Below are 21188 nucleotides of genomic sequence, written 5' to 3'. Positions count from 1 at the left end.
CCGATGTTCCCCAAGTCGGAACCGCACGACAAGTTGGCCGGATCGCGATTGACGAACAAATTTGTTCGTGGATAGTCTCCCGCCGTGCTTCTGACCGGGAAACGGGTTCTCATCACCGGCGCTGCCAGCGGAATCGGGCGGGCCACGGCGCTGCGCGCGGCGCACGAGGGCGCCGAGCTGTACCTGACCGACCTGAGCGAGTCGGGGCTGGCCGAGACGGTGCGGCTGGTGCGGGACGGGGGCGGCGCGGTGGGTTGCCACCGCGTGGCCGACGTGTCCGACCTGGAGCAGGTGCGCCAGCTGGCCGAGGCCGTCCATGCCCGGGTGACCAGCGTGGACGTGGTGATGAACATCGCCGGCGTTTCCACCTGGGGCACGGTCGACCGGCTGAGCCACGAGCAGTGGCGCAAGATGATCGAGGTCAACCTGATGGGGCCGATCCACGTGATCGAGGAGTTCGTGCCGCCGATGATCCGGGCCGGACGGGGTGGCTACCTGGTGCAGGTCGCTTCGGCGGCCGGGTTGCTCGGGCTGCCCTGGCACGCCGCGTACAGCGCGAGCAAGTTCGGGTTGCGGGGGATTTCCGAGGTTCTGCGGTTCGACCTGGCCGAACACCGGATCGGGGTCAGTCTGGTCTGCCCGGGCGGCGTGCGCACCGGGCTGACCGACACGGTGGAGATCGCCGGGGTCGACCGGGGCGACCCGGAGCTGACCCGGCTGCGGGAACGGTTCCTGCGGCATGCCGTCACCCCGGAGCGGGCCGCCGATGCGATCATCACCGGGATGCGCCGGAACCGGTACCTGGTCTACACCTCGGCCGACATCCGGCTGATGTACCTCGTCCAGCGGGTGTGCCCGCCGCTGTACGTGGTGGCCATGCGCCTGCTGAACCGGGCGATGCGCCGCGCCCTGCCGGTGACGCCGTGAGCGCGCGGATCGCCCCCGGCGGGTTCGCCGAGGTCGGGCCGCTGGCCTGGACGCTGGCCCGGGTCGGCGGGCGGGTCAGCGGGACCGAACCCACCCGGCTGTTCCTCACCCTGGGCCGCCAGCCCAAGCTGCTGCGCGGCTGGCTGCGGTTCGCCGGCCGGCTCATGCCCGGCGGCACCCTGCCCCGCCGGGACACCGAGCTGGTCATCCTGCGGGTGGCCCACCTGTGCGGCTGTGCCTACGAGTGGGAGCACCACCGCCGGATCGGCCGCCGCACCGGCCTGACCGAGGACGACCTGCGGCGGGTCGAGGCCGGGCCGGAAGCGGAAGGCTGGACGCCCCGGCAACGGGCGCTGCTGGCCGCCGCGGACCTGCTGCACACCGCCCGCGACCTGGACGACCACGCCTGGGCGGCGCTGCGGGAGCACCTGGACGAACCGGCCGCGGTCGAGTTCCTCATGCTGGCCGGGCACTACGACATGCTGGCCACCTTCTGCAACACGCTGCGCATCCAGCCCGACCGGAGCCGCCGATGACCCCGACGCCGCTGCCCCGGGGCCGCCACCGGCTCAGCCGCGACGAGGTGGCCGCCATCCAGCGGTCCCGCATCCTGCGCGGGATGACCGAGGTGATGACCGAGCGGGGCTACGCGGACACCGTGGTCGCCGACATCATCAAGCGCGCCGGGGTCTCCCGGGAGACGTTCTACCAGCGGTTCAGCTCCAAACAGGAGTGCTTCATCGCCGCGCTGGATGCGGCCACCGACCATCTCGCGGCGACGCTGCGCCAGACGGCGGCCGGGGCGGGGACCCCGGCGGAGCGGCTGGACCGGATGATCGGCACGTACCTGGAGGTGCTCGCCGCCGACCCGCCGAACACCCGGCTGTTCCTGATCGAGACCTACGCGGCCGGCCCGGAGGCGATGCGCCGGCGGCTGGCCTCGCAGCAGCGGTACGTGGACGGGCTGGCCGAGATCGCCGGCGCCGGCACCCAGGAGCAGCGGTTCGCCTGCGAGGCCCTGGTGGCGACGCTGGTCACGCAGGTCACCGCGCGGTTCATCACCGACCGGGTGGAAACGCTGGGCGAGCTGCGCGAGCCCATGGTGGCGCTGGCGCAGCGGCTGCTTCCCAGGAAATGACCAGCATTCGACCGGCGTTGCCAGCCTTCGCCCAGTTCCCCACCGGCCACCCGTGATGTATTTGGGGTGCCAGCTGGAACAGCGGGCAAGAAGGGAGGTCGAGGGTCATGGGACTGGTTGCGATCGTCATTGCGGGTGCGGTGATCCTGCTGATCGGCTTCCTGGCCGGCGCCCGGTTCGAGGAGCACAACCTCGAGCGTAGGGAGCGGGCGCTGGCACAGGGGCGGCGCCGGGAGCGTGAGCTGCTGGCGCGTCGGGCGCGGGAGCTCGAGGGCCGTTCCGGCGGTGAGCCGGAACGGCGTGCGCTTACCGCGCCGACCGAAACCCGGTGAGCGTCCCTGAGCATGCCGGCAATGCCGCGGTAACGACGCCGTCATCGACCGCGGCGAGCATGCTCGGGTGACCGTAGGGACCGATACGCACTGCCCGTACTGCGCTCTGCAGTGCGGCATGACCGTGACGGTGTCGGGCTCGGCGAGCTCGGGCCCAGCGAGCTCGGGCCCGGCGAGCGTGGCGCCGAGGGAGTTCCCCACCAACGCCGGCGGGCTGTGTCAGAAGGGATGGACTTCCGCTTCGCTGCTGGACCACCCGGAGCGGCTCACCACCCCCCTGCTGCACGGTTCGCCGGTGTCCTGGGACCACGCGCTGGACCATGTCGCGCGCCGGCTCACCGGGCTGCGCGCGGCGTACGGGCCGGACGCGGTGGCCGTTTTCGGCGGCGGGGGGCTGACCAACGAGAAGGCCTACCTGCTCGGCAAGTTCGCCCGGGTGGCGCTGGGCACCTCGCAGGTGGACTACAACGGCCGGTTCTGCATGTCGTCGGCCGCCGCGGCGGGCAACCGGGCGTTCGGCGTGGACCGGGGCCTGCCGTTCCCGGTCACCGACCTGGACCAGGCCGACGTGGTGGTGCTGGCCGGCGCGAATGTGGCCGAGACCATGCCGCCGCTGCTGTCCCACCTGCACGGCGCGAAGCAGGTGGTGATCGACCCCCGGTACAGCGCGACCGCCCGCCAGGCGGTGGAGGCCGGCGGGCTGCACCTGCGCCCGGCACCGGGCACCGACCTGGCGCTGGCGCTGGGCATGCTGCACGTGGCCGTCGCCGAGGGGTACCTGGACCGTTCCTACGTGGACGCCCGGACCACCGGTTTCGAGGCCGCGTGGCGGGCCGCCGCGCCGTGGTGGCCGGAGCGGGCCGAGCGGGTGTGCGGCGTCTCGGTGGCCGAGCAGCGCGAGGTGGTGCGGCTGTTGGCGACCTCGGCGCGGCGGTACCTGCTGACCGCGCGCGGGGTGGAACAGCACGCGCACGGCGTGGACACGGTGTCGGCGTGGATCAACCTGGCGCTGGCACTGGGCCTGCCGGGGGTGCCGGGGAGCGGGTTCGGCACGATCACCGGGCAGGGCAACGGCCAGGGCGGGCGGGAACACGGGCAGAAGGCCGACCAGCTGCCCGGTTACCGGTCGATCTCCGATGACGCCGCGCGGGAGCACGTGGCGTCGGTGTGGGGGGTGCCGGCGGCCTCGCTGCCCGGTCCGGGACGCAGCGCGGTGGAGCTGCTGGGCGCCCTCGGCCGGCCGGACGGGCCGCGCGCGCTGCTGGTGTTCGGCGCCAACCCGGTGGTCTCCGCGCCGGACTCGGCCGCCGTGGCGCGGCGGCTGAAGTCGCTGGACCTGCTGGTGGTGGCCGACCCGTTCCCCTCGGAGACCGCGCGGCTGGCCGACGTGGTGCTTCCGGTGACCCAGTGGGCCGAGGAGGACGGCACCATGACCAACCTGGAGGGCCGGGTGCTGCGCCGCCGGCGCGCGCTGGCCCCGCCACCCGGGGTGCGCACCGACCTGGAGGTTCTCGCCGGACTCGCCCTCCGGCTGGGGCCCCGGCCGGACGGCGTGCCGGTTCCGGCGGACGCCTTTCCGACGCGGCCGGAGGCGGCGTTCGACGAGCTGCGCCGGGCCTCGGCCGGCGGTCTCGCCGACTATTCGGGGATCAGCTACCCGCGGCTGGAATCCGGCGAGGCGCTGCACTGGCCGTGCCCTTCGCCGGACCACCCCGGCACGCCCCGGTTGTTCACCGACCGGTTCGCCCATCCGGACGGGCTGGCCCGGCTGGTCCCGGTGGAGTACGCCGGGCCGGCCGAGTCGGTGGACGAGGAGTACCCGTTGTGGGCCACCACCGGGCGGGTGCTGGCGCACTACCAGTCGGGCGCGCAGACCCGGCGGGTGGCCGAGCTGGTGGCCGTGGCGCCGGGTTCGTTCGTCGAGGTGCACCCGGACACCGCGCGGCGGGCCGGGTTGTCGGACGGGGAGGCGGCGCGGGTGGTCTCCCGGCGAGGGGCCGCCCTTGCGGTGGTCCGCTGCGCGCCCGAGGCCCGGCTGGACACGGTCTTCCTGCCCTTCCACTTCGCCGCCGAACAGGCGGCCAACCTGGTCACCAACCCGGCCCTCGACCCGATCAGCCGGATGCCCGAGTTCAAGGCCTGCGCCGTGCGCTTGGAGTCGGCGTGATGGTAATATGTTTTTATGCGCACCACGGTGGAGCTGCCCGATGAAGTCGTCCGGGCCGCCAAGTCCAGGGCGGCCGAGCGCGGGGAGAGCCTGAAGGAGCTCTTCATCCGCGCCCTCACCGTCGAGCTCGGCTGGCCGGCGGCGCGCGGCCTCTCCGTCCGGGTCGAGCTGCCGCTGGTCGGGTCAGCCGCCGAGCCCCGGGTGGACGTGAGCAACGCCGACATCGAGGACGCCCTCGCCGCCGCCGACGCCGAGAGGTACGGCTGACCAGTGTATCTCCTGGACGTGGGGGTCTGGTTGTCGGCGATCTGGGGGCGGCACGTGCACCATCCCGCCGTTGCCACTTGGATGGACCGCCAGCGCGAAGGCCTGGTCATGTGCCGGGTCACCCAGATGAGCCTGTTGCGGTTGCTGTCCAACAAGGCGGTGATGGGTGGTGACGTGCTCGAGCGTAGCGAGGCCTGGCGAGTGCTGGATCGGCTCAGGGCAGACGAGCGGGTGCTCTGGGCCGAGGAACCGGTGCGGCTCGAGCAGGTGTGGCGGGCGCTGTCGGCGCGGAACGACGCCAGTCATCAGCTGTGGACCGATGACTACCTGGCCGCCTTTGCTCAGGTCGCCGGGTTGGAACTGGTCACCCTGGACCGGGCCGCGGCCGGGCGTCACCCTTCGGTTCGAGTGGCTTGCCTCGGCACGGAGTAGACGAGGGTAACGCGGCGTAGCGGCTGTTGGCGCTCACGATGGTGCCGCTGGCTCGAGCGCGGCTGTCTGCGCTGCTGTGACTACCAGTTGGTCTAGTCGGACACTTATGCCCTGATGATCACGAATGGAGCGGTCGAAGTGACTGAATCAACGTGCTGAAGTGACTGAACCAAGGTGCTGGAGTGACTGAAACGGTGTGCTGGAGTGACTGAAACGACATGGGGGGTGGGGGGTGTCACCGCAGGTGGGGGGTGGGGGTGAGGGGAGCGTTACGTGGGCGTCATGTGGGGTGCGCCGGACGTAACGGTTGCTTTTTAGCTTGGCTGGGTGTCTCGCCGCATAGTTCTCGTCGGGTACGGAATGGTTGGCGCGCGGTTCGCCGAGGAGGTGCGCCGGCGTGACCCGGACGGCTCCCGCGTCCGGCTCACCGTGTTCGGTGCCGAGCAGCACCGGGCGTACAACCGGGTGCTGCTGTCCGGGGTGCTGGGCGGTGGGTTGAGGCCCGAGCAGCTGCACCTGCACGAGCCGGACTGGGCGGCCGAGCACCAGGTCACGTTGCGCACCGGGACGGCGGTGACCGCGATCGACCGGGCCGCCCGCCGGGTGCGCCTGGCCGACGGCACCACCGAGCCGTACGACGAGCTGGTGCTGGCCACCGGCAGCCGGGCCTGGGTGCCGCCGACCGACGGGCTGCTGGCCGAGGACGGCGCGCTGGCCGAGGGCGTGGCCACCTTCCGGGACATGGACGACTGCGTGCGGATCCTGCGGCTGACCGGGGCCGGCGGGCGGGTGGCGGTGCTGGGCGGCGGGCTGCTCGGGCTGGAGGCGGCCCGGGGGCTGGTCGGCCGGGGTGCCCGGGTGACCGTGCTGCACCCGGTGGAGCACCTGATGGAACGGCAGCTGGACAGCGGGGCCGGCGGGGTGCTGGCCGCCGCGATGCGCGGGCTGGGCGTGGACGTGCGGCTGGGGGTGCTGGCCAAGCGGTGGACCCCGGGTGAGGGCCTGGAGACCGACGACGGCGCGGTGCTGCCGGTGGACGCGGTCGTGGTCGCGGCCGGGGTGCGGGCCAACTCGGAGCTGGCGGCGGAGGCCGGCATCGTGGTGAGCGGCGGAGTGACCGTGGACGACCGGATGGCCAGCTCGGACGACCTGGTGCACGCCATCGGCGACTGCGCCAGCCACGCCAACACCGTGTCCGGGCTGGTCCAGCCCGGGTTCGAACAGGCGCGGGTGCTGGCCGACCTGCTCACCGGGGCCGACCCGGCCGCCCGGTACACCGGTTCGCCGCTGGTCACCCGGCTCAAGGCCCGGGACATCGACCTGACCTCGGTGGGCGACGCGCTGACCGAGGAGTCGGCCGAGTTCGAGGTGCTCCGGCTGGAGGACGCCCGGCGGGGTCGCTACGCCAAGATCGTGCTCCGCGACGACCGGCTGGTCGGCGCGATCATGCTCGGGCTGCCGGACGCCGGCGCGTCGGTGGTCCAGCTGTTCGACTCGGGCGCGCCGGCCCCGGAGGACCGGCTGGCGCTGCTGCTCGGGCGGGCCAGGCCGGGCGAGCCGCAGGGCGAGCTGGGCTCCCCCGCGCTGCTGCCGTCGGCCACGGTGATCTGCCGGTGCAACTCGGTGGACAAGGGCCGGCTGGTGGCCGCGTGGCGGTCCGGCGCGACCGACGTGGCCGCACTCAGCCGGGCCACCAGGGCCGGCACCGGGTGCGGCGGCTGCCGGCAGGCGGTGTCCGGCATCTGTGACTGGTTGTCCGCTTCGGCAGGAGGTGCCGCATGAGCAAGACGTTGGTAGTCGTCGGGCACGGCATGGTCGGGCACCGGCTGGTGGAGACGCTGCGCGCGCGGGACACCGAGGGGTGTTGGCGGGTGGTGGTGTTCGGCGCGGAGCACCGGCCGGCCTACGACCGGGTGGCGCTGTCGTCGTACTTCGAGGGCACCGACGAGGACGGCCTGCGGTTACCCCCGGTGGCCGGCGATCCCCTGGTGGAGCTGCGGCTGGGCGAGCAGGTCGAGCGGATCGACCCGGCGGCGCGCGCGGTGCACACCGCGCGCGGGGTGACGCCGTATGACGCGCTGGTGCTGGCCACCGGCTCGTACCCGTTCGTGCCGCCCGTGCCCGGCCGGGACCTGCCCGGCTGTTTCGTCTACCGCACGCTGGACGACCTGGACGCGATCAAGGAAGCGGCCATCGCGGCGACGGAGCGCCGGGGTGCCGGGAGGCGGTCCGGGGTGGTGGTCGGCGGCGGGCTGCTCGGCCTGGAGGCGGCCCGTGCACTGCGCCTGCTCGGGCTTTCCCCGCAGGTGGTGGAGATCGCGCCCCGGTTGATGCCGGTGCAGGTGGACGAGGGCGGCGGCGCGCTGCTGCGCCGGCTGGTCACCGACCTGGGCGTCGCGGTGCGCTGCGGGGTCTCGGTCGACCGGATCACCGAGGGCACCGACACCCGGCTGCTGGCCTCCCTGTCCGACGGGGTGGAGCTGGACGCCGACGTGGTGGTGTTCTCCGCCGGCATCCGGCCGTCCGACGAGCTGGCCCGGGCGGCCGGGCTGCGGGTCGGCGAGCGGGGCGGGGTGCTGGTCAACGACCACTGCCGGACCAGCGAGGAACGGATCTACGCCATCGGCGAGTGCGCCGCCCTGGCCGGGCGCACGTACGGGCTGGTCGCGCCGGGTTACGCGATGGCCGAGGTGGTGACCGAGCGACTGCTCGGTCGGTCGGCGGCCTCGGTCACGGACCAGGACCTGGACACCTCCACCAAGCTGAAGCTGCTCGGCGTGGACGTGGCCAGTTTCGGCGACGCGCACGCGAGCGCCGAGGACTCGCTGGAGGTGGTGGTCAACGACCCGGTCGCCGGCTCGTACCAGAAGCTGGTGGTGAGCGGGGACGCGAAGACGCTGCTCGGCGGCGTGCTGGTCGGGGACGCCTCCAGGTACGGCACGCTGCGCCCGCTGGTCGGGTCGCGACTTCCCGCCGACCCGGTGGCGATGATCGCTCCCGGCGGCGTCGAGGTCGGCGCCGACTCACTGCCGGACGGCGCGCAGATCTGCTCGTGCAACGCGGTGACCAAGGGCGACCTGCGCACGGCTATCGCCGGCGGTGCCCACGACGTGCCCGCGCTCAAGGCCTGCACCAGGGCCGGCACCAGCTGCGGCTCCTGCGTGCCGGTGCTCAAGAAGCTGCTGGCCGCCGAGGGCGTGGAGGTGTCCAAGGCGCTGTGCGAGCACTTCACCCACAGCCGCCAGGAGCTGTTCGAGATCGTCGCCAGCACCGGGGTCAAGACGTTCGCCGAACTGGTCGCGCGGCACGGCACCGGCACCGGCTGTGACATCTGCAAGCCGGCGGTGGCCTCGATCTTCGCCAGCCTGGGCAGCCGGCACATTCTGGACGGCGAGCAGGCCGCGCTGCAGGACACCAACGACCACTTCCTGGCCAACCTGCAGCGCAACGGCACGTACAGCGTGGTGCCGCGCATCCCCGGCGGCGAGATCACCCCGGAGAAGCTGATCGTGATCGGCGAGGTGGCCCGGGACTTCGACCTGTACACCAAGATCACCGGTGGGCAGCGGATCGACCTGTTCGGCGCCCGGGTGGAACAGCTGCCGGCGATCTGGCGGCGGCTGGTGGACGCCGGATTCGAGTCCGGGCACGCCTACGGCAAGGCGCTGCGCACGGTGAAGTCCTGCGTGGGCACGGACTGGTGCCGCTACGGGGTGCAGGACTCGGTGAGCCTGGCCATCGCCCTGGAGCTGCGGTATCGCGGGTTACGGGCCCCGCACAAGCTGAAGTCGGCGGTGTCCGGCTGCGCCCGGGAGTGCGCCGAGGCGCGCGGCAAGGACTTCGGGGTGATCGCCACCGACGCCGGCTGGAACCTCTACGTGGGCGGCAACGGCGGCTTCACCCCCCGGCACGCCGAGCTGCTGGCCAGCGACCTGGACACCGACGCGCTGATCCGCACCATCGACCGGTTCCTGATGTTCTACATCCGCACCGCCGACCGCCTGCAGCGCACCGCGCCGTGGCTGGAGTCCCTGGAAGGCGGCCTGGACCACCTGCGAGAGGTGATCATGGACGACAAGCTGGGCATCTGCTCCGACCTGGACGCCGCGATGGCCGCACACGTGGCCGGCTACGCCGACGAGTGGCGCGGGGTGCTGGAGGACCCGGAGAAGCTGGCCCGGTTCACCTCCTTCGTGAACGCGCCCGAGATGCCGGACCCGACCATCGAGTTCGTCGATCGCCGGGGGCAGCGCGTTCCGGTGGGTTACGACCGGGGCAGCCAGCCGGTGCTGATCGAACTGGAGCCGGCCCGATGAGCACCCCGACGGCGGAGCCGGCGGGCAGGGTCGGGCGCCCAGTTTGGCGCCCGACGGAAACACCGACGAAGACCCCGGTGCTGAGCGGGTGGCGGTCCGTCTGCCCGCTGGACCGGCTGCAACCGGGGCGCGGGGCGGCCGCCCTGCTGGGTGGGCAGCAGATAGCGTTGTTCCGGCTGCCGGACGACAGCGTGTACGCCCTGGACAACTACGACCCGTGCGGTGGCGCCCCGGTGCTGTCCCGGGGGATCATCGGCGACCGGGGCGGCGAACCGGTGGTCGCGTCGCCGCTCTACAAGCAGGCGTTTAGCCTGGTCAGTGGGCAATGCCTGGACGAACCCGGACGGTCCGTGCGGGTGTACCCGGTTCGAGTGCTGGACGGCTGGGTACATATCGGGCCGCCATCATGACCATGGGGGTGACACTGGTGGCCGAGACCGGGTCCGGCGTGCCGCCGCTTGCCGGGTTCACCGTCGGGGTGACGGCCGCTCGGCGCGCCGAGGAGCTGGGCGCGCTGCTGGAGCGGCGGGGCGCGGTGGTCGTGCACGCCCCCGCGCTGCGCATCGTGCCGCTGCCGGACGACGCCGAGCTGGCCGCCGCCACCCGCTCGCTCATCCAGAACCCGCCCGACCTGGTCATCGCCACCACCGGCATCGGCTTCCGGGGCTGGGTGGAGGCCGCCGACGGCTGGGGTCTGGGTGAGGATCTGCTGGACGCGCTGCGCCCGGCCACCGTGCTCTGCCGGGGGCCGAAGGCGCGCGGCGCGGTGCGCGCGGCCGGCCTGGTGGACGCCTGGTCGCCGGCCTCCGAGTCGTCGGCCGAGGTGCTGGAACACCTGCTGGACGCCGGCGTGGACGGCAAGCGCATCGCGGTGCAGCTGCACGGTGAGCCGCTGCCCGACCTGGTGGAGGCGCTGGAGTGCGCCGGAGCGGACGTGGTCACCGTGCCGGTCTACCGCTGGGTGCCGCCGGACGACATCGGCCCGGTGGACCGGCTCACCGACGCGGTGATCGCCGGTTCGGTGGACGCGTTGACCTTCACCAGCGCACCGGCGGCGGCCAGCCTGCTGGCCCGGGCCGCCGAGCGGGGCCTGCGCGACGAGCTGGTCGCCGCGCTGCGCGGGCCGGTACTCGCGGTGTGCGTCGGCCCGGTGACCGCCGCGCCGCTGCAGGAGCTGGACATCCCCAACGTGCAGCCCCGGCGGTCGCGGCTGGGTGCGATGGTGCGCCGGCTGGAGGCCGAGGCGCCCAACCGCACCCGTGGCTACCCGGCCGCCGGTCACTGGCTGGAGCTGCGCGGGCACGCCGCGCTCGTGGACGGCGAGCTGCGCGCGCTGCCGCCGGCCGGCATGGCCCTGCTGCGCGCGCTGACCCGCCGCCCGGGCCGGGTGGTCGGCCGGGCCGAGCTGCTGCGGGCGCTGCCCGGGGGCGGCGACGACGAACACGCGGTGGAGACGGCGATCGCCCGGCTGCGGGCCGCGCTCGGCGCCCCCAAGTTGGTGCAGACGGTGGTGAAGCGGGGCTACCGGCTGGCCCTCGACCCGGTTTCCGGCCCGGCGCCGCTCGGCGGGCAGTGCGTTTCCGGCGACTACCGCCGTCCGTAGGAGCGCGTCAGCGCTTTATCGGGGGCGGTGTCACATCCGTTACACAATTGGCGCCTAAAGCATTCTGAAGTAGCACGCGCGGTGACAAACCGGCTACGGCCTGGGTAGCGTCAAGGTTGGCTTGATGTTTGGGGAGATCGAGGGGTCATGTCCGCAACGCGTGGAGTCACGGTGCGCAACTGTGCGCTGCCGGGCTGTGCGCGGAACATCGAGACCCTGCCCGGCCGCCCACAACGCCGTTACTGCTGCGCCGCGCACCGGGCCGAGGCGCGTCGCGTGCGCGTGCAAGGTCTGGATGCCGCGGCTCACCCCGGGCTGGCCTCCCCGCCGGACGCCGACCTGCCGACGATGCCGGACACCGCGCCGGCCCGCCCGCTCTCCCCGTCGTTCAGCGCCCCGCCGCCGCTGCCCGGCCCCGGGCCGAGCAAGGCCGCCCGGGACGAGACCACCTCGCTGCTGAAGCGGCGTGCGGTGGCGATGCTCGGCGCCTTCGGCATCCTGGCCGGTGGTGGTAGCTGGATCGCCAGCCACGCGGCGAGCGTGGAGACCGTGCCGGTGGCGTCCGCCCCGCCGGAGAACACCTCCACCGTCGACCCGGTGACCTGGGCCGCGCAGGCCAGCTCGCTGCTCGACTCGATCGACCGCCAGCTGGACCTGATCTCGCAGACCGAGCAGCTGTGGGCCGAGACGCCGATGGCCCGCGTCTTCAACCACCTCCCGGTCGAGGTGCAGGCGTTGCTCGCCCGCAAGTCCACGCTCGAGCAGCAGCGTACCGTGCTGCGCACCCAGCTGGCCGAGTACCACACGGCCGGGACCGTGGCCGAGGACCTGGTCACCGCGCAGCGGCAGCTCTCCGAGCTGGAGCGCACCCTCAAGTCGGATGCGTCGGAGAGCGCCGAGCTGCGCCGCCAGCTCGAGGAGGTCCGGAGCCAGCGGGACGCCAAGCTGCGCGAGCTGAGCATGCTGAACTCCGGCGTGCAGGAGGCGGCGCGGACGCCGCTCTCCGACAACGCCGACCGGACCGCCTCGGTGGTGCGCGGGGTGGCCGACCTGACCGGCGACCCGGAGCGTGCGCGGCGGGAGCTCTCCCGGCGGCCGCACAGCGCCCCCGGTGAGCGGTGGGGCTCCGGGCAGCGGCCGGAACAGGGCGAGCGTTCGCGGCCCACCGAGGGCACCAAGCTCAGGGAGCCCAACGCGGTCCCCGAGCAGGCGCCGGAGCAGCGGGTCGGGGGGCACGGCATCACCCCGGCCGAACCCCCGCCGCCGGCCTCCCCGCCCAAGATCGGCGAGCGGAGCGAGCCACAGGGCCCGGCCGAGCAGGTCCCGCCGAACGGCGAGGCGCCACCGGCCGACCAGTTGCCGCCGCTCACCCCGGAGCAGAAGGCCGCGCAGGACGAGACCCGCATGAAGCTGGTCGCCCAGGCGACCAAGCTGGAAGCGGACTCCCGGGCCAAGCAGACCGCCCCGGCGGCGAAGCCCGCCGTGCGACCCGGCGCCGAGCCGGGGTCGCGCCCGGGGGCGGAGGCGGGTTCGCGGCCGGATTCGGAACCTGCCGCGCGCCCCGGTGCGGAGCAGGAAGCGCGGCCTGGGAAAGAGGCGGGTGCGCGTCCGGAGGTTGAGCCCGGGGCGCGGCCTGGTACGGAGCCCGGTGCCGAGCTGGGAGCCCGGCCGGAGGTTCAGCCGGGAACGTCTCCGGGTGCCGGTCCGGGTGCCGAGCCCGCTGTGCGGCCCGGTGCCGAGCCGGGAGCCCGGCCGGAGGTTCAGCCGGAGACGGGGCCGGGGGCCCGCCCGCAACCCGAGCCGGAGGCGCGGCCGGGTGGTTCGTCGGCGCCGGCCGGCGAGACGCGGACCGAGCCGAACGGCAAGTACACGACCAAACCCGGTGAGGCGCCGGGCAAGTACCAGGCCGGGGACGCCGGCGCCAGCCCGCGCAAGCACTCCTCCGACGCCGCGAAGCAGGAGCCCAAGCGGGAGAAGTACCGCACCGAGAAGGATGACGACGAGTCGCCGAGCAAGTACCGGTCGTCCCGGCCCGAGGACCGCTCGGAGAGCCGGCGCGAGCGGTCGCGCGACTCCGAGGACTCGGATCGCTCGAGCCGCTCCGACAGCGACGACTCCGGCGACTCGGACGGCGACTCCGGCGGCGACTCCGACGACTGAACCCCGCGACCCGGCACCGGCGTCACGCCCGCGCCCCGTCCGCTTCGGCCGCACCCCATCTCTGACGCCTGCGCGGGGCGTGAGGCACGGATCAGGCCGGGCTGATCGTCGCTTCTGGCGGTTCGGCCTCGCTGATGGAGCGTCACCGTCGGCCCGCTCACGACTGGCGGCACCCGTTGGCTGTTGTCGCTGAGGCCGTCGGGCCGGCTAGCGGTCGTTCCGGGGCAGACTTGTGATCGACATCAACCACAGTGCCCTCGAGACGCTTCGCAAGGGCAATGAAGTTGATGTCGATCATGTTCTTGTCGAGCCGTTGCGTGGGCCGCGGGTCAGCCTGAGGCGGTGAGTGGGCCGGGCCGGGTGGGTTGGTGGGGTTCTCCCCATGTTGTTGCGGTGCTGGGCACCGTAGGTTTCGGTCTCGACCGGCAATCGAGGGGGGACCGAGGGTGCGCGGGGGTGAGAACCGGCGGCTTCGGGCGCGGGTGTTCGCGCCGATCTGTCTGGCCGCCGCGCTGGTCCTGCCGGCGTTCTTCCCCGCCGACCCCGTTCCTAACGCGCCGGCGGTCGGCGAGAAGCACTGCTTCTACTTCTTCTGGACCTTCTGTGGCTGAGAGCGGGAAACCCTTCCGTTGACCACGGTGACGCCCTCGGCGCGCAACCGGGCCAGCTGCTCGGCGGCCAGGTGCGGGGTGGGGGTGCCGTCCGCGCGCAGCACCCGGTGCCACGGCAGGTCCTGGCCGTCCTCGGAGAGCAGCCGGCCGACGTGGCGCGCATTGGGTACCCCGGCCAGCGCGGCGACCTCGCCGTAGCTGAGCACGGTCCCCACCGGGATGGCCAGGATGATCTCGCGAACCCTCTCGGCGGTTTCCGGATCCATTCGGTGAGCCTACGGCCGGACCGGGACCGGTGTGACGAATGGTCATGGGGAAGTGGTTCCATGCTCAGCGTGACGCGTCCGATCCTGGTGCGCCGACCCCCGCCGGCGAGCGCCGAACCCCGGTGGGACGAGGCCGCGCGGCTGACCCTGGAACGCCTGGACGACCCGGCGGCCGGCATGCTGCGCCTGCTGGGCGGCCCGGGCACGGGCAAGACCACGCTGCTGGTCGAGTCGGTGCTGCGGCGGTTGCGTGCCGGGCGGGACCCGGAGCGCCTGCTGGTGCTGGTGGGCAGCCGGCGCGCGGCCGGTGAACTGCGGGAACGCATCACCGCCGGGTTGCTCGTCGCCGCTCCCGGTGGTCAGGGCGGATTGCGGGCAGCGCGGGAGCCGTTGGTGCGGACCATCCACTCGTACGCGTTCGGGCTGCTGCGCGGCTACGCCGCGCGGGTGGGTGACCCGCCGCCCAGGCTGCTGGCCGGGCCGGAACAGGACGCCGTGGTGCGCGAGCTTCTGGCCGGCGAGCTGGCCGGGGACGTGCCGGGTTCCGGCTGGCCGGACCGGCTGCTGCCGGCGCTGGGGGTGCCCGGGTTCGCCACCGAGCTGCGCGAGCTGTTGCTGCGGGCCGCCGAGCGCGGGCTCGGTCCGTACGAGCTGGCCGAGCTCGGTGCCCGCACGGACGTGCCGGAGTGGGTGGCCGCCGGCCGGTTCTTCCTGCGCTACGAGCAGGTGAACCTGCTGCGCGGGGCGTCCACCGCGTCACAGGCGTCGCAGTCCTCCGCGGGGTCCGGCGCGACCGCGCCCGCGCTGGACGCCGCCGAGCTGGTGGCGGCCGCGCTGGACGTGCTGACCGCCGACCCGGGGTTGCTCGCCGAGGAACGCCACCGCGTCCGGCACCTCTGGGTGGACGATGCGCACGACCTGGACCCGCAGCAGATGCAGCTGGCCCGGATGCTCGGCGACACGGCCGAGACGTTCCTGCTGACCGGCGATCCGGACCTGACCGTGCTCGGCTTCCGGGGCGCGGACCCCAGTGCGCTGCGCGATGCCGACCCGGACGGCGACCGCACCGTCGTGCTCACCGTCGACCACCGGGCCCGTCCCGCGCTGCGCCGGGCGACCGTTCGCCTGGCCGAGCGGTTGCCCGGCTCCGGCTCCGGCCGCCGCCGGATCGGCCCCGAATCGCTCCGCTCGGACGTCGGCGCGACGCCGGACGTTGGCGTGGGGGGCGGGTCGAGCGGCGGCGAGGGGACGTTGGCGGTCCGGGTGTTTGCGTCCGCCGCCCAGGAAGCCGGGTGGGTGGCGGACCGGCTGCGCCGGGCACACCTGCGGGACGGGGTGGCGTGGTCGGACATGGCGGTGCTGGTGCGCTCCACCAACCGCGCGCTGCCGGTGCTGCGCCGGGCGTTGCTCGCCGCCGGGGTGCCGATGGCGGTGCCGGCGGACGAGCTGCCGCTGGCCCGGCAGCCGGCGGTGCTGCCCCTGCTGCTGTTGCTGCGCTGCGCGGCCGACCCGGAGCGGATCGACGCCGACGCGGCGGTCGCGCTGCTCTCCTCGCCCCTGGGTGCGGCCGACCCGATGCGGCTGCGCCGGTTGCGCCGGGGGCTGTTGCGGCTCAGTGAGCCGCTCGTGAGTGGCGAGTGTGGCTATAGCGATACTCCGCACTCACGGGCCGCCGAAGGCGGCATGAGCGACGCGCTGCTGGTGGAGGCCCTGCGCGCGGGCGCGCACGGTGAGGTGGACCCGTTGTCCATGTTGCCGGCCCGGGACACCAAGCCGCTGCGCGCGGTCGCCGAGCTGCTCGGCCTGGCCCGGGCGGCCGACGCGGAGGGGGTCAGCGCCGAGGAGGCGCTCTGGCGGGTCTGGCAGGCCAGCGGGCTGGCCGGTCGGTGGGCGGTGGCGAGCGCCCGGCGCGGCCCGGTGGGAGCGCAGGCCGACCGGGACCTGGACGCGGTGGTCGCGCTGTTCGACGCGGCGGCCCGCTACACCGACCGGCTGCCCGGCGGCGGGGACATCGGCGGCTTCCTGCAGTACGTCACCGACCAGCGGATCGCCGGGGACACCCTGGCCCCGAGGGCGCCGTCCGGGGACGCGGTGGCGGTCCTGACCGCGCACGCGGCGCGGGGACGGGAGTGGGAGGTGGTGGCCATCCCCTCGGTGCAGGAGGGCAGCTGGCCGGACCCCCGGCTGCGCGGCACGCTGCTCGGCGTCGAGCGGATGGTGGACGCGCTGGACGGCCTGGAGGTCGGCCCGGCCGACGCGGCCACCCCGGAACCGGGGCCGGAGCGGCTGTCCCGGATGGCGCCGCTGGTGGCCGAGGAGCGCCGGCTGTTCTACCTGGCGTGCAGCCGGGCGCGGCGCGCGCTGCTGGTCTCCGGGGTGCGGGGCGAGGACGAGCAGCCGTCCCGGTTCCTGGACGAGCTGGAGCCGTACGTGGTGGAGGGGGACGAGCCGGACGCCACCCGCCCGGTGACCCGGCCGCCACGGGCCCTGGTGCTGGCCGAGCTGGTCGGCGAGCTGCGCCAGGCGGCCTGCGACCCGGAGACCGACTCGCCGAGAAGGGAGCGGGCCGCGCAACAGCTGGCCCGGCTGGCCGCCGCCGGGGTGCGGGGCGCACACCCGGACGACTGGTACGGGCTGGCCAAGGTCAGCACCGACCACCCGTTGCGCGATCCTGACCAGCCGGTGCCGATGTCCCCCTCGGACCTGGAAAAGATCATGAAGTGCCCGCTCAAGTGGTTGCTGGAGCGGCACGGCGGGGACGACGGCGCCGCGCTGCCCTCGGTCACCGGGTCGCTGGTGCACGCGCTGGTGCAGGCGGCAGCGGCGGGCAGCGACGACGCCGAGCTGGACACCGCGCTGCGCCGCGCCTGGTCCTCGGTGGACGCCGGAGCGCCCTGGTACAGCCGCCGCGAGCTGGACCGGGTGCGCGGCATGCTCACCGCGTTCCGGGGCTGGCTGGCCGAGACCAGGGCCGCCGGGATGACCGAGGTCGCCGTGGAACGCGGCATGAACCTGGCCCTGGCCGGCGAGCCGGAGGTGCAGCTGCGCGGCCGGGTGGACCGGCTGGAACGGGACGCGGACGGCCGCCCGGTGATCGTGGACGTGAAGACCGGCAAGACCGCGATCAGCAAGGACGACGCCGCCGCGCACCCGCAGCTGGCCATGTACCAGCTGGCCGCCGCGCTGGGCGGCTTCCGGGACGCGCTGCGCGGGCCGGGCGCGGCGGGCGCACCCGGGGGCGCGCGGCTGCTGTTCCTGGCCGACCGGGGCGCGGACGGGCGGGCCAAGGAACGCGAGCAGCCGGCGCTGGACGCGGAGGCGCTGGAGCAGTGGCGCGGCGTGCTGCACCAGAGCGCGGCGCAGACCGGTGCGGCCACGTTCACCGCCCGGGAGAACGGTGACTGCGAGCGGTGCGGGGTGCGCACCAGCTGCCCGGTCAGCACCGACGGCCGGGGGGTGCCGGGCGGATGAGCGTGCTCACCGAAACGACCGAGACCGAGTGGCTGACCCCGGCCCGGCTGGCCCAGGCGCTCGGCGTGCCGCCGCCCACCCCGGAGCAGGCGGCGGTGATTTCCGCGCCGCACCGGCCGGCGCTGGTGGTGGCCGGCGCCGGGGCGGGCAAGACGGAGACGATGGCCGCTCGGGTGGTCTGGCTGGTGGCCACCGGGGCGGTGCTGCCCGAGCAGGTGCTCGGCCTGACCTTCACCCGGAAGGCGGCGCAGCAGCTGGCCGACCGGGTGCGTTCCCGGCTGCGGCGGCTGGCCGGTTCCCGGCTGCTGGACGACATCGACCCCACCGGTGAGCGGAAGGCCGCGCTGCTCGACGGGGACGGCAGCGCCGTGACTGTGCTGACCTACCACGCGTACGCCGGCCGGCTGGTCGCCGAGCACGCGTTGCGGCTGCCGGCCGAGCCGGGCGCGCGACTGCTTTCCGAGACGGCGGCCTGGCAGCTGGCCCACCGGGTGGTTTCCACCTGGGCCGCCGACCTGGACGTGGACCGGGTGCCGGCCACGGTGACCGGGTACCTGCTCGCGCTGGCCGGCGAGCTGGGCGAGCACCTGGTCGAGCCGCACGCGTTGCGCGCGCACGCCGAGGCGTTCGTGGCCTGCGTGGAGAACGCGCCGAGGGCGAAGGGACAGCGGGCCGCGCTCACGTTGGAGACCCGGAAGTGGTTGGACGCGCAAAAGCTGCGGGTGACGCTGTTGCCGCTGGTGGAGGCGTTCACCGAGCGCAAACGGGCGGAGCGGGTGGTCGACTTCGCCGACCAGATGGCCATCGCGGCCCGGATCGCCCAGTCCCACCCGGACGTCGGCGCCGGGGAGCGGGCCCGGTACCGCGCGGTGCTGCTGGACGAGTACCAGGACACCGGGCACGCGCAGCGGATCATGCTGCGCTCGCTGTTCCGCACCGGGGCGGGCGAGGACCCGGTGGCGCTGACCGCCGTGGGTGACCCGTGCCAGTCGATCTACGGCTGGCGGGGCGCGAGCGCGGCCAACCTGCCCCGGTTCACCACCGATTTCCCGGTTTACCCCGGTCCGGAACCGGCGCCGCGTTACGGCCTGCTCACCAGCTTCCGCAACCCCGCCGAGGTGCTCGCCCTGGCGAACGCGGTCTCCGAACCCCTGCGCGTGCCCAGTATGGCTCTGCGCACAAATACGCAACATCCGCCGGACTCCGCGGCGCCGTCGCGTATTTCCACGCAGAGCCATAGCGCGCCGGAGGGGCTTGTCGAGGTGGACGAGCTGCGGCCGTTGGAGACGGCGGCGCCGGGTCAGGTGCGGGTCGCGCTGCACAACGACGTGACCGAGGAGATCGCCTGGACGGCGGACGCGCTGGCCGCGCGCTGGCACGCCGCCGTCGATGCGGGGGACGACCCACCCACCGCCGCCGTGCTGGTGCGCCGGCGGGCGGACATGGCGCCGATGGCCGCCGCGCTGCGCGAGCGGGACGTGCCGGTCGAGGTGGTCGGGCTGGGCGGGCTGCTGGCCGAGCCCGAGGTGCGCGACCTGGTCAGCGCGCTGCGGCTGGTCGCCGACCCGCTGGCCGGAACGGCCGCGATGCGGCTGCTCACCGGCGCGCGCTGGCGGCTCGGGGCGGCCGACCTGGCGGCGTTGTGGGCGCGGGCGAGGGAACTTGCCCTGCCCGCCGAGGAGCGTTCCGCGAAACCGGACGCGCTGGCCGGGCTGGTGGCCGACGCGCTGCCGGGCGAGCTGGCCGAGCAGGCCGGGCTGGTCGACGCGCTGGACGACCCCGGCCCGCCCGAGGCCTACTCCGAGGCCGGGTACCAGCGGATCCGCCGGCTCTCCACCGAGCTGATGAGCCTGCGCGGGCGGGCCGGCGGGGCCGGCGGTTCGGGTTGGACCGGGCTGCCCGACCTGGTGGCGGACACCGAGCGGGCGTTGTTGCTGGACGCCGAGACGGCCGCCCGCCCCGGCCCGGTCGGCCGGGCCCAGCTGGACGCGTTCGCCGAGGTGGTCGCCGAGTTCGCGGCCGGCGCCGAGGTGCCCACGCTGCCCGCGCTGCTGGACTACCTGGCCACCGCCGAGCAGGCCGAGGACGGCCTGCGCCCGGGCGAGGTGGAGGTGGCCGACGACCGGGTGCAGATCCTCACCGTGCACGCCGCCAAGGGCCTGGAGTGGCAGGTGGTGGCGGTGCCGCACCTGGTGGACCGGGTTTTCCCGGCGGCGGCGAAGACCGGCTCGTGGCTGACCAACCCGGCGGAGCTGCCGGTCGAGCTGCGCGGCGACGCCCCCGACCTGCCGGACCCGACCCTGCCCGAGGACGGCGACCGCAAGCAGGTGATCGACGCGATCAAGGCGCACAAGGAGGAGCTGGACGCCCGGCGCCTGGCCGAGGAGCGCCGGCTGCTGTACGTGGCGATCACCCGCGCGGAGCGCACCCTGCTGCTGTCCGGGCACTGGTGGGCGGCCAGCGGGGACCGGCCGCGTGGCCCGTCGGCGTTCCTCACCGAGCTGAACGACATAGCCCAGACCAGCGCGGAAGTGGTGATCGAGCACTGGGCCGAGGAACCGGCCGAGGACGAGCCGAACCCGGTCACCGCCGCGCCGCGCACCGCGCGCTGGCCGGCTGACCCGCTGGGCGCCCGGCAGGCCGCCGTACACGCCGGCGCGGAGCTCGTCCGCGCCGCGCTGGCCAAGCTGCCCAAGGACAACGGCCAGCTCGAGCTTTTCGGGGAGGCGGAGCCCGAACCGCCACCCGACCCGGACGACCCGGACGACCCGGAGGGCTGGGCCGCCGACGTGAGCATGCTGCTCGCCGAGCGGGCCGCCGCACTGGCGGCGCGCCCCGAGGTCGCGCTGCCCCGGTTCCTTTCGGTCAGCCAGCTGGTGGAGCTGGCCGACGACCCGGAGGCGCTGGCCGCGCGGCTGCGCCGGCCGATGCCGTTCCCGCCCAACCCCTACGCCCGCCGGGGCACCGCGTTCCACGCCTGGCTGGAACAGCGTTTCGGCGCCACCCGGCTGCTGGACCTGGACGAGCTGCCCGGCGCGGGTGACGAGGGCGCGGCCCCGGACACCGAGCTGGACGAGCTGCGCGCGGCGTTTCTGGCGTCCGACTGGGCCGACCGGCGGCCCACCGAGGTGGAGGTGCCGTTCGAGACGGTGCTCTACGTGAGCGACGACGGCGGGGGAACGGACGGCGCGGGGGTAGACGGCACCGTGCTGCGCGGCCGGATGGACGCGGTGTTCGCCGACCCGGACGGCGGCTGGACGGTGGTGGACTGGAAGACCGGCTCGGTCCCGGACCAGGCGCGGCTGCCCGCGCTGGCCGTGCAGCTGGCCGCCTACCGGCTGGCCTGGGCGGCGCTGGCGGACTGCCCGGTGGACCGGGTGCGAGCCGCGTTCCACTACGTGCGCGCGGACGTCACCCTGCGCCCCGCCGACCTCCTGGACGCCGACGGCCTGCGCCGGCTGTTGCGAACCGTGCCTTCCGCGGGGGATTAAAGATCGG

General features: G+C 74.4%; 16 protein-coding genes. 15 read left to right on the top strand and 1 reads right to left on the bottom strand.

Annotated features, from left to right (window positions below; all coding sequences use genetic code 11):
• Window positions 1-84 precede the first annotated feature (84 nt).
• The 13 genes from ABEB12_RS19265 (at window position 85) to ABEB12_RS19205 (ending at window position 13953) form a co-directional block, all read left to right on the top strand.
• Entirely contained in the window at window positions 85-927 is an 843-nt protein-coding gene (locus ABEB12_RS19265) for an SDR family oxidoreductase (protein ID WP_185059045.1), read from the top strand.
• Window positions 924-1463 (top strand): carboxymuconolactone decarboxylase family protein, encoded by a 540-nt coding sequence (locus ABEB12_RS19260; protein ID WP_185059046.1) that lies wholly within the window; start codon window positions 924-926, stop codon window positions 1461-1463. Before ABEB12_RS19265 ends, ABEB12_RS19260 begins: the two co-directional genes overlap by 4 nt.
• Entirely contained in the window at window positions 1460-2065 is a 606-nt protein-coding gene (locus tag ABEB12_RS19255) for a TetR family transcriptional regulator (RefSeq protein ID WP_185059047.1), read from the top strand. The genes ABEB12_RS19260 and ABEB12_RS19255 overlap by 4 nt, the downstream gene beginning before the upstream one ends.
• Before the next feature lie 107 nt (window positions 2066-2172).
• Window positions 2173-2397, top strand: a complete 225-nt coding sequence (locus tag ABEB12_RS19250; protein WP_185059048.1) for a hypothetical protein — start codon at window positions 2173-2175, stop codon at window positions 2395-2397.
• Between the two features lie 67 nt (window positions 2398-2464).
• A complete protein-coding gene (locus ABEB12_RS19245) occupies window positions 2465-4564 on the top strand; it encodes a molybdopterin oxidoreductase family protein (RefSeq protein ID WP_345702932.1) in 2100 nt (699 codons plus the stop codon).
• A gap of 15 nt (window positions 4565-4579) precedes the next feature.
• Window positions 4580-4831: a hypothetical protein gene (locus tag ABEB12_RS19240; protein WP_185059050.1), complete on the top strand. Its 252-nt coding sequence runs from the start codon at window positions 4580-4582 to the stop codon at window positions 4829-4831.
• An 18-nt stretch (window positions 4832-4849) separates the two neighbouring features.
• A complete protein-coding gene (locus tag ABEB12_RS19235; protein WP_345702931.1) occupies window positions 4850-5263 on the top strand; it encodes a TA system VapC family ribonuclease toxin in 414 nt (137 codons plus the stop codon).
• Between the two features lie 327 nt (window positions 5264-5590).
• Window positions 5591-7045: an FAD-dependent oxidoreductase gene (locus tag ABEB12_RS19230; RefSeq protein WP_185059052.1), complete on the top strand. Its 1455-nt coding sequence runs from the start codon at window positions 5591-5593 to the stop codon at window positions 7043-7045.
• A complete protein-coding gene (gene nirB, locus ABEB12_RS19225; RefSeq protein ID WP_185059053.1) occupies window positions 7042-9579 on the top strand; it encodes a nitrite reductase large subunit NirB in 2538 nt (845 codons plus the stop codon). The genes ABEB12_RS19230 and nirB overlap by 4 nt, the downstream gene beginning before the upstream one ends.
• Window positions 9576-9989 carry a nitrite reductase small subunit NirD gene (gene nirD, locus ABEB12_RS19220; protein ID WP_185059054.1) on the top strand — a complete coding sequence of 138 codons (414 nt, stop codon included), beginning with the start codon at window positions 9576-9578 and terminating at the stop codon, window positions 9987-9989. The genes nirB and nirD overlap by 4 nt, the downstream gene beginning before the upstream one ends.
• 2 nt (window positions 9990-9991) lie before the next feature.
• Window positions 9992-11182 carry a uroporphyrinogen-III synthase gene (locus ABEB12_RS19215; protein ID WP_185059055.1) on the top strand — a complete coding sequence of 397 codons (1191 nt, stop codon included), beginning with the start codon at window positions 9992-9994 and terminating at the stop codon, window positions 11180-11182.
• A 147-nt stretch (window positions 11183-11329) separates the two neighbouring features.
• Window positions 11330-13342: a hypothetical protein gene (locus ABEB12_RS19210; RefSeq protein ID WP_185059056.1), complete on the top strand. Its 2013-nt coding sequence runs from the start codon at window positions 11330-11332 to the stop codon at window positions 13340-13342.
• A 446-nt stretch (window positions 13343-13788) separates the two neighbouring features.
• Complete coding sequence (locus ABEB12_RS19205; RefSeq protein ID WP_185059057.1) at window positions 13789-13953, top strand: hypothetical protein; 165 nt, start codon at window positions 13789-13791, stop codon at window positions 13951-13953.
• Here ABEB12_RS19205 and ABEB12_RS19200 read toward each other — a convergent pair.
• Window positions 13926-14219, bottom strand: a complete 294-nt coding sequence (locus ABEB12_RS19200) for an MGMT family protein (protein WP_185059058.1) — start codon at window positions 14217-14219, stop codon at window positions 13926-13928. The genes ABEB12_RS19205 and ABEB12_RS19200 overlap by 28 nt on opposite strands.
• A 60-nt stretch (window positions 14220-14279) precedes the next feature.
• Between ABEB12_RS19200 and ABEB12_RS19195 the strand changes: the two genes are divergently transcribed.
• On the top strand, window positions 14280-17690 hold the full coding sequence (locus ABEB12_RS19195) for a PD-(D/E)XK nuclease family protein (protein ID WP_185059059.1): 3411 nt from the start codon (window positions 14280-14282) through the stop codon (window positions 17688-17690).
• Complete coding sequence (locus tag ABEB12_RS19190; protein WP_185059060.1) at window positions 17687-21181, top strand: UvrD-helicase domain-containing protein; 3495 nt, start codon at window positions 17687-17689, stop codon at window positions 21179-21181. The genes ABEB12_RS19195 and ABEB12_RS19190 overlap by 4 nt, the downstream gene beginning before the upstream one ends.
• The last annotated feature ends 7 nt before the right edge of the window (window positions 21182-21188 follow it).

The organism is Actinospineispora eucalypti, assembly GCF_039543365.1.
Classification (GTDB): domain Bacteria; phylum Actinomycetota; class Actinomycetes; order Mycobacteriales; family Pseudonocardiaceae; genus Pseudonocardia; species Pseudonocardia eucalypti.
The sequence above is the reverse complement of the archived record's forward strand: the minus strand, read 5'-3'. Positions and strand labels throughout refer to the sequence as shown.